At 44.6% G+C, this 8,730-nt stretch carries 9 protein-coding genes, 1 tRNA gene and 1 pseudogene; all 11 read right to left on the bottom strand.

Features of this window, described 5'->3' with window-relative positions:
* Positions 1–116: pseudogene (locus WEIDD23_RS14425) on the bottom strand (dUTP diphosphatase); the annotation flags it as partial.
* A 95-nt stretch (positions 117–211) separates the two neighbouring features.
* Entirely contained in the window at positions 212–490 is a 279-nt protein-coding gene (locus WEIDD23_RS03480; RefSeq protein WP_010372287.1) for a GNAT family N-acetyltransferase, read from the bottom strand.
* A gap of 43 nt (positions 491–533) precedes the next feature.
* Positions 534–1,076 (bottom strand): C40 family peptidase, encoded by a 543-nt coding sequence (locus WEIDD23_RS03475; RefSeq protein ID WP_010372283.1) that lies wholly within the window; start codon positions 1,074–1,076, stop codon positions 534–536.
* 60 nt (positions 1,077–1,136) lie between these two features.
* Positions 1,137–2,024, bottom strand: coding sequence for a LysM peptidoglycan-binding domain-containing protein (locus WEIDD23_RS03470; protein ID WP_010372279.1), 888 nt, complete (start codon positions 2,022–2,024; stop codon positions 1,137–1,139).
* Positions 2,025–2,431: 407 nt separating this feature from the next.
* The gene (locus WEIDD23_RS03465) at positions 2,432–3,439 is read right to left on the bottom strand and encodes a zinc-binding alcohol dehydrogenase family protein (RefSeq protein WP_010372276.1); all 1,008 of its coding nucleotides are present in this window, start codon (positions 3,437–3,439) and stop codon (positions 2,432–2,434) included.
* A gap of 85 nt (positions 3,440–3,524) precedes the next feature.
* Positions 3,525–4,244, bottom strand: a complete 720-nt coding sequence (gene budA, locus WEIDD23_RS03460) for an acetolactate decarboxylase (protein WP_010372273.1) — start codon at positions 4,242–4,244, stop codon at positions 3,525–3,527.
* Positions 4,245–4,306: 62 nt separating this feature from the next.
* Positions 4,307–5,995, bottom strand: a complete 1,689-nt coding sequence (gene alsS / locus WEIDD23_RS03455; RefSeq protein ID WP_010372271.1) for an acetolactate synthase AlsS — start codon at positions 5,993–5,995, stop codon at positions 4,307–4,309.
* Between the two features lie 229 nt (positions 5,996–6,224).
* Positions 6,225–7,178, bottom strand: a complete 954-nt coding sequence (locus tag WEIDD23_RS03450) for an L-lactate dehydrogenase (protein WP_010372268.1) — start codon at positions 7,176–7,178, stop codon at positions 6,225–6,227.
* 220 nt (positions 7,179–7,398) lie between these two features.
* A tRNA-Gln gene (locus WEIDD23_RS03445) sits at positions 7,399–7,470 on the bottom strand.
* 319 nt (positions 7,471–7,789) lie between these two features.
* Positions 7,790–8,248 (bottom strand): MarR family winged helix-turn-helix transcriptional regulator, encoded by a 459-nt coding sequence (locus tag WEIDD23_RS03440; RefSeq protein ID WP_010372265.1) that lies wholly within the window; start codon positions 8,246–8,248, stop codon positions 7,790–7,792.
* A 159-nt stretch (positions 8,249–8,407) separates the two neighbouring features.
* A partial coding sequence (locus WEIDD23_RS03435) for a universal stress protein (RefSeq protein WP_082778307.1) occupies positions 8,408–8,730 on the bottom strand: 323 nt, incomplete at its 5' end.

The following is an 8,730-nucleotide window of genomic DNA, read 5'->3' as shown; positions in this document are numbered from 1 at the left end:
AGCGTAAAGTCCTCAGCGACCTCAAAGTCGTATCCAGCCGCCATTTTCGTTGCGCGTTGGGGAAGATTAAGCCCCGCCGTTGCGTATTTTGAAACAACTGCAAATCCACGTTTCATAATTATCCCCCAAAGTTAGTTATGTTTTAAGTATATCGAAAAACGCCCCAAATTAAAAAGCACACCGGTTATTTTCGGAATGCTTCAACTAACTCTTAACTTTTGGCCTGCAAAGCCTGATATTCCGGATTCCTAAAGAACGCCATTCTAGCATATGAACAAACCGGTCGTAGTGTGACTTGGTCAACTTGGGCTCGCCGAACAACTTCAGCTAACAACTGACCCGCAATCCCTTGGCCTCGCAATGCCGGATCCACAAAGGTGTAGTCAATCGACCACGTTTGCCCATCGTTGATCGCTGGAAATAGGATTTCTGCGTCGACTTGGCCGTCTGTTTCATGATATAGACGGCCTGGTTCAAATGTAAATTCCATATTGTCACCCCCTCATAATCATTATACCCGACCGTACCTAAAATTAACGTAATGATCCAATAACATCAGGCAACCACGACTGGGTCACCGCTTTGATTTGCACAACGTCATTTAGTATATCAACCGTGATATATTTCCCGCCGCCTAAGTACACACCAGCCGCCGTCGGTACCGCTAGACTGCCCCAAACTAAGATATCCCCCGGCATCGTTTCCGCTAAGGTCACTTGCTGAATCAAGGTGAACTGCTTGGCAATATTTTGCGGAAAACTGACGCCAAATACGTGATTATAGACATATTGAATCAAGCCGCCGGCATCAAATCCTTCTGCAGGTGTATTGCCTTGCAATTGATATGGCCGACCAAGTACACTGCGCAATGTTTGCCCAATGTTTTCGCGTAAACTCGCCATGATCATTTGCATCATCACGCGTTGCACACGGGCCCCCGCCATTTTATTTTTAAATTCGGCAAAGGTAATGGCAAAAGGGGCCTCACCTTTTGGGACATCAAATCGCATTTCTGCGTCAATCTGACCAACATCATCAGTATGAATTACCCGGCCAGGCGTTAGTTCGAACGGCATCACTTTTCTCCTCGTTATACAAAAAAGAGCCCACACTTGCGAGCTCTCATTAAATCTCTCTTATTGGTGAATGAACAACAAACCTGACGTTGGAATTGTACGCTCGTGATACAACATTCCTGCATAGTTTGCTTCTGAAATCGTCACTGTACCATCAGCGTTAACTGAATCAACGACCGCAACGTGTCCGTATGATGAAGCACCTTGAACACCAGCTGCAAAGTAGGCAATTGAACCAACTGTTGGTACTGAGTTAACAGTGTGACCAGCTGCAACCGCCGTTGAAGCCCAGTCTACTGCGTTACCCCAGTAGTTACCAACCCAGTTCAAATCACCCTTAACGTACCACGTGCATTGTCCGTATGGGTACGTGTTTGTTGATGACACCGTGTTGTTTGAATTTGTGTAGCCGTTATCAACAGTGCCCCAGTTGTTGTTAGTGTTAGCAGAAGATTGGCTATTATCTGTAGCTGGCGCTGATGGTGTTGCAGTCGCAGCACCGGCACCCGAAATCTTCAATGAGTCACCTGGGAAGATGTATGAATTTGCTTGCAACCCATTCAATGACAACAATTCTGACAAAGTCATGCCATTGCTGTTTGCAATGCCCCACAAAGAATCACCGGCCTTAACCGTGTACGTTGCGTTTGAAGCCCCAGCAGACGTCGTTGTGTTTGCTGATGCGTTGTTGTTTGTTGCTGGTGCAGTGTTGTTAGCTGATGTCCCAGGCAATTGCAATTGTTGTCCAACAAAAATCATGTTGATGTTTGACAATCCGTTTGCTGAAGCCAAGGCATTTACCGTTGTATTGTGCGCTGTTGCAATCGCGTACAACGTATCGCCGGCTTTAACAGTTACAGAATCTGCTGATGCAACAACAGATGATCCAGTCAACGCAGCAACAGTTCCCGCAGCTGCCAATAACGTATTTTTAACAGATACATTCATGTTTATGATATTCCCCTATCAAATATAGATTTATTAAACGTAAGAACCAACCAATTCTTAATCTTTTCTTTATTATCTTTATTATTTGTACGTTATTTATTCTACGCGAAATAATTTGCACTTCAAGGCACAATTCATTGGTTTACAATGACGAAGTTTGCATTAGTATTACAAAGCCATATTTTGCGTAAATATTGCCATAATTTTCGCGCAAATTTCACGGTCACAAAATGTTTTTCACAAGTGTTTTCAAAATTTGAATGGTGTGACACAATCCCACAATTACGACACCAAGCCAGACTAGGTATAACGTTCAGGTGTGACACGTTTTCAAATTATCCGTTTTTTGTCAACTGAATCAAAAAACGACCAATGTCACAAAGAATCGGTCGTTTTTTAAATTTTATTTAAAATTCAATCGCGAGTTTGCCGTTAACTTTGCCGGCGGCCACTTTTTCTTGTGCTGCCAGAATTGTTTCAGCCGTCATGCCGGTCATCGTCTCCGTCAAAGTTGTCCGTAAAACACCTTGATCTGCTAACGTCGCTGCCAATGCTAGGGCACGACCCTGTGTCGCCATGTTGACCCCATAATTAGCCTTGGCAAACATAAATTCCCAATCAAGAGATGCTGCCTTATTTTTAATTAACCCAACCGGCAAAGGTTCCACTGACTCCACAATGGCTCCAATGTGGCCAAACGGTCCAACCAAAGCTGCTGCTTGTTCAAAATGGGCTTCCGGGGCATGCAAAATTGCAATGTACGGTACTAAATCAAAGCCCAAGCTGTGCATATCCGCCACATAATCACGTCGGTGGTTAACCACATGATCGGCACCCAACTTGGTTACCCAGTCGCTTGTTTCTTGACGTGAAGCCGTCGCAACGACCGTCATCCCCATCCACTTTGCTAATTGGATCATGATTGACCCAACGCCACCAGCACCATTAATAATGAGAATCGTTTGACCCTTTGCACTATTTTCAGCAACTGTCAGGCCAAACTTATCGACTAGTAACTCATATGCCGTCAAAAAAGTCAGGGGTAGCGCAGCTGCTTCAGCGTGCGATAACGTTGTCGGCGCTTTAGCAACCAGTGCTGCGTTGACCGCTTGCAACTCTGCATTCGCACCTAAACGGCCCAACTGACCAGCGTAAAATACAGTATCGCCTAACTTGAAATCCGTCACCTTAGCTCCGACTGCAACGACTTCACCAGTCGCATCAAAACCTAAAACATGGGACGACTTATTTGTGACTGCCGCTTGACGTTGCTTACCATCAACCGGATTAACCGCCACAGCTTTCACACGAACAAGCACATCTTCATCTGAAACAACTGGCGCAGGAATCGTCATTACCTCGAGTGGTTGTGCCTCATTTGAAGTGGTCACAACTGCTTGCATAAATTCGCTCATCTTTCTTTACCTCTACTTTTCTTACTCAGTCATTGTACCGCCTTTACCAAAAAAATGGCAGACAATTGTGTCTGCCATAATCTTCTTAATCGTTTGTGTTACCTTCAGCCGCAGTAACACCTTCGCGAAGCCCGTTCATATCGAGATGGTGTTCACGGAAAGCGGTATTTTCAATTGGCAAATGCAACTGATAGTCAGAGAACGCCACCAGTGACCCCGTTAATTCAGGTGCCTGGAATTCCAAGACGTGGCCCGCAAATTGACGATCATCACTAATAAAGTGAACGTGCCAACCAGCAGCTACCACACCATGGTATAACTCAGGTGAGTAATAGCCAACCAGCGTACCAGAAACATTTTCACGTTCGAAAACTGGTTGTTGCTTGGTAATCTCAAGCAATGACGGAAACGGTTCAGATGCCTTGGGTGCAATACGCACCTTGATGTGTGAAAACTCACCATGCAGGCCGATTCCTGAAAAATTATTGTACAAGTTGTATTCATTAATGACGTCAACATTACTCAACGTAACATCTTTCAAGGTAATCGCCTTTGACTCAGGCCCATGAGCCTGGTGCACAGTCGCAAAAGGCACCAGGGTCGACATGTCCGTAATATGATTAACTTTCCCTGATGACTCAGCTTGGTAAACCTCACCATTCAAAATGATGACTTCCCCATCGACACCGTGTAACGTACCGATACCTGTATCACCATGTTCCTTCAGTTCGCCGACAGTTATCGTACCGCCCAACAATCCTGCCATCAATGCAGCTAACGTACTATGTTGATAAACCGTTGCCATTATTCGATTCCTCCTATTTTTTTACAAAAAAGGGGCGTCCATGACCGGACACCCCCTCATCATTAGATTTCTGATTCAATCAATTGTGACATCAATTCGAAGTTGTGTGAGTAATCCACTGGTACTTCAACAACAACTGGACCTTCAGTCGCAAATGCTTCGTCCAAGACGGCGTCCAATTGGTCTGGCGTATCAACGCGCAATCCCTTGGCACCAGCCGCTTCAGCAAACTTCACGATATCAATATCAGCGATCTTAACACCAGCTGACTTACCATCGTACTTCATTTCTTCTTGGAACTTAACCATGTCGTAGTGGTGATTATCTTGCCAAACGATGTGTACAGTATTCAACTTCATTTGAACAGCCGTTGCCAATTCAACACCTGAGAAGAAGAAACCACCGTCTCCTGATACTGAAACTGCCTTAGCATTTGGACGCACCATCGCCGCAACCATGGCCCATGGCAACCCAACACCCAACGTTTGCATACCATTTGAAATCAAGAAGTGGCGTGGTACGTATGACTTAAAGTGACGACCCAACCACAAGTAGTGTGAACCGATGTCTGACGTCAACGTCATGTCATCTGTCATGTGGTTTTGCAATGACTTGATAACATTCAACGGGTGGTTCAAACCAGCATCAGCTGGCGTGTACTTAGGCTCGTCAGCTGCACGCAAAGCGGCCTTCAACTCTGCCAACTTGTTTTGTGAAGCGACTGGCAACTCGTAACCAGCAACCTTTTCCTTCAAGAAGGCCAAGGTGTCGGCCAACGTACCAATCAATTGACGCTCTGGCGTGAAGTTGTTATCAATTTGAACAGCAGCCGTATCCAAAGCAACAATACGCAAATCAGCATTCTTGTTCCAGTTACGTGGCTCATACTCAATTGCATCGTAACCAACCGTAATTACCAAATCAGATTGGGCCAACAATTGATCACCCACTTGGTTACGGAAGAAACCGATACGTCCGAAGAAAGTCTTTTCTTCCAAATCACGTGAGATAACCCCAGCACCTTGGTACGTTTCAACAACTGGTAACGTCGTTTGCGTCAACAATTGGTGCAATGCTTCCGTAGTTGCGTCGTCTGATCCACGTGCGCCGACCAAGATAACAGGCATTTCAGCTTGCTTAACTTGCTCAGCCAACCAAGCAATATCAGTCAATGAGGCTGAACCCATACGAGCTGGCTCAACACGTGGCAATGCATTAGCTTCAACAATTGCATCGTCAACATCTTGTGGCAAAGAAACAAAAGCAGCACCAGGCTTAGGACCATTGGCTTGTGCAATCGCGTTTGACAAGATTTCTGAAATGTTGTTTGGATCTTGGATTTCAACTGAATAATTCGTGATTGGCTCAAACAAAGCAGCTGATGGCGTGCTTTGGTGTGTCAAACGGTACAAGTCCTTACGAGGTACTTGTCCACCGATGGCCAATACTGGATCGTTTTCAGCGCTCGCCGTCATCAAACCTGAAGCCAAGTTACCAACACCAGGTCCTGACGTTGCAATCACAACTCCCGTCTTTCCTGTAATGCGAGCAAATCCTTGTGCCATAAAGGCAGCGTTTTGTTCGTGACGCGTAACAACCAACTTAGGTGACACAGCACCTTCTGCTGGGTGTTCCAACGTTTCAAACAAACGGTCGATCTTAGCACCGGGAATTCCGAATACCAAATCAACGCCGTGATTGTTCAAGCTGTCGACAACTAGGTCGGCACCATACTTCTTCATCTCAGCCATGAGTTTAATACCTCTTTAAATAATTGCGTAATAATATTAATAATTTTCATTGTACGCTTTCTTTGTAAAAATGAGTAGTCACAAAACTTCTTGTGAAAAATAGCATTATAAACCAGGCCCACCGAGCTAAAGATGTGGATTTTAAAGTTGGTTAGTTTGTGAATTTTCGACAAAAAGACACGACTACTCAAATTGAATAGTCGCGTCTTTCTTAATTACTAATATTTATTTAGGCGTCCAAACGGGCGAAACCACCTTCAGCAACTTCCTTCAAAGTCTTAGCTGAGGCTGCCATCTTAGCAGCTTCTTCTTCAGACAACGTTGCTTCAATAACAGCTTCAACACCGTTAGCACCGATAACAGCAGGCGTTCCGATGTAAATATCGTTCAAACCGTATTGACCTTCCATCCAGGCACCAACTGGCAAGACCATCTTCTCATCTCGGAAGATTGCTCGCGTAATACGGGCCAATGACGTTCCGATACCGTAGAACGTTGCGCCCTTACGGTTAATGATTTCGTATGCCTTGTGTGCTGTGTCGTACAAGATTTGATCCAAATCAGCGTCTGAGATACCTGCTTCAGCAGCCCACAACTTCAATGGACGGCCACCGATCAAAGCTTCATCAAAGTTAGCGAACTCTGAATCACCGTGCTCACCCAAAATGTAAGCATCAACTGCCTCAGGTGAGACATTGAACTTCTTTGCCAAAGCCATGCGCAAGCGGGCCGTGTCCAATGACGTACCTGATCCGAAGACCCGGTTCTTTGGGAATCCTGAGAACTTTTGTACAGCCATTGTCAAAATATCAACTGGGTTAGCAGCAACCAAGAAGATACCGTTAAATCCTGATTCAACGATTGGTGACACGATTGACTTGATAATCTTCAAGTTCTTGTCAACCAAGTCCAAACGCGTCTCACCTGGCTTTTGTGGGGCTCCGGCCGTGATAACAACCAAGTCGGCATCCTTGGCATCGTCATATGAACCTGAGTAGACATTCTTGTTAAACGTCCAAGGAGCTGCGTCCTCCAAGTCCAAAGCGTCACCTTCCGTACGCTCCTTCATAATATCAACGATTACCAATTCTTCGGCGATACCTTGTTGCATCAATGCGAATGCGTATGATGAACCAACCGCACCGTCTCCGACAAGAACAACCTTTTGGTGGTGTTGTGCCATGATTATATTCCTCCACAATTACTTAATATAAGTTTCAAATCTTTTATAGTTTAGCATAATTCACTTACAATGTGAATATCTGTACAACGTTCGAATAGCGACATTTCGCAACGTGTGTGGTACAAATTAGTCGATTTTTCCATTTGTGAAACATTTATTCACAAATAAACGCAAAATAAAAAGGCGCTTCCGAAAAATCAGAAACGTCTTTCCGTTATCACTGGGCATACTGGATTCGAACCAGTGCATGACGGTACCAGAAACCGTTGCCTTACCGCTTGGCTAATGCCCAAAAATCAACTTCTATATGATACAACAACCAGCCGATGAATTCAAGCCTCAAAAATAGCAAAAAGCCCCGCGTATCCGCGGAGCATTTAATTTCAGTGGTGAGAAGCCACTGTTTATTTCTTAACGTAAATTAAGATAAAGAGAAAAGAGTTTTACGTGGTCTAATAGAGAGAGAGAAACCACGGTTCATCTCTGAACACTTACTATCCTACCGCAATACTTAGCTAAACAACGAAAAGTACCAAAAATGATGCAAAACCACCCCTTTTTATAAAAAAGCCGGACAAATCCCCCTCTGATTTGTCCGGCATCTCATGCTATTACTCTAAGTTTCGTGCTTTTACTTTTGCCTTCGTCTTTGAAACGACCTTATCGTCGAACTGACGAATAAACGCCAATACTTTGTGTGCTTTGTCTTCCCCAAAAGACTCCACCCAGCCATCAAAGCGATTTTCGACGCGTTTCGTCACAATTCGCTCGACATCCGCGCCCGCTTCAGTTAAATGTAGCAACATGCGGCGACGATCCATTTCATCAGGTTCTTGATAAATGAATTCTTTCTTCAACAACATCTTAATTTGACGTGATACGGCTGCCCGCGTAACATGTCGTCGTTCAACGACATCCGTTAGCGTTAACCCATCTTGATCAGCGATGCTATGCATAATCAAATATTGTTCGAACGACAAACCATAATCAGCTGCCGGTTCCGAAACAACTTCGTCTAAATACTTCAGCGTTGATAAATACGCATCGATATACTGACTTAACAGTTCCATCATTACCCTCCACAAAATATCCCAAAGTTATATAACGCTAACCATTGTACAGTAAACCACAAGCCTTGTCAGCCGGAAAAGGAACCTAATTCAGACCGTCAGAATACCAAAAAAGCACCTTAACAATTCAGTTAAAGTGCTTTTTATATACCTTTAAAATTAGCGAACAATCATGACCGTTACAGGGGCATTATTTGCCACATAACTAGATTGTGAGCCAAAATACTTTTCCGCGCCTCGTTGTGAGTGTGACCCAATCACAACCATATCCGGCTTGACTGATGGAATGACATCCTTAACAATCACCTCACCAGGCTCGCCTTCAGCGAATACCGTGTCAACATGACCAACACCGGCATCAACTGCCGTTTGTCGGTAACGTTTAAGCGCCTCTTCAACGTCCTCACGTGCTGCAGCGTTCTTTTCCTTTGAAAAGTAATCAAAGACGTTCATCTGTTCGGCCTCAAAGACAGAAACAATCG

Origin of the sequence: Weissella sp. DD23, from assembly GCF_001579105.1 — a bacterium.
In the GTDB taxonomy this organism is placed as follows: Bacteria; Bacillota; Bacilli; order Lactobacillales; family Lactobacillaceae; genus Weissella; species Weissella cibaria.
Note: the sequence above shows the minus strand (reverse complement) of the source record. Positions and strands in the feature narration are given on the sequence as shown.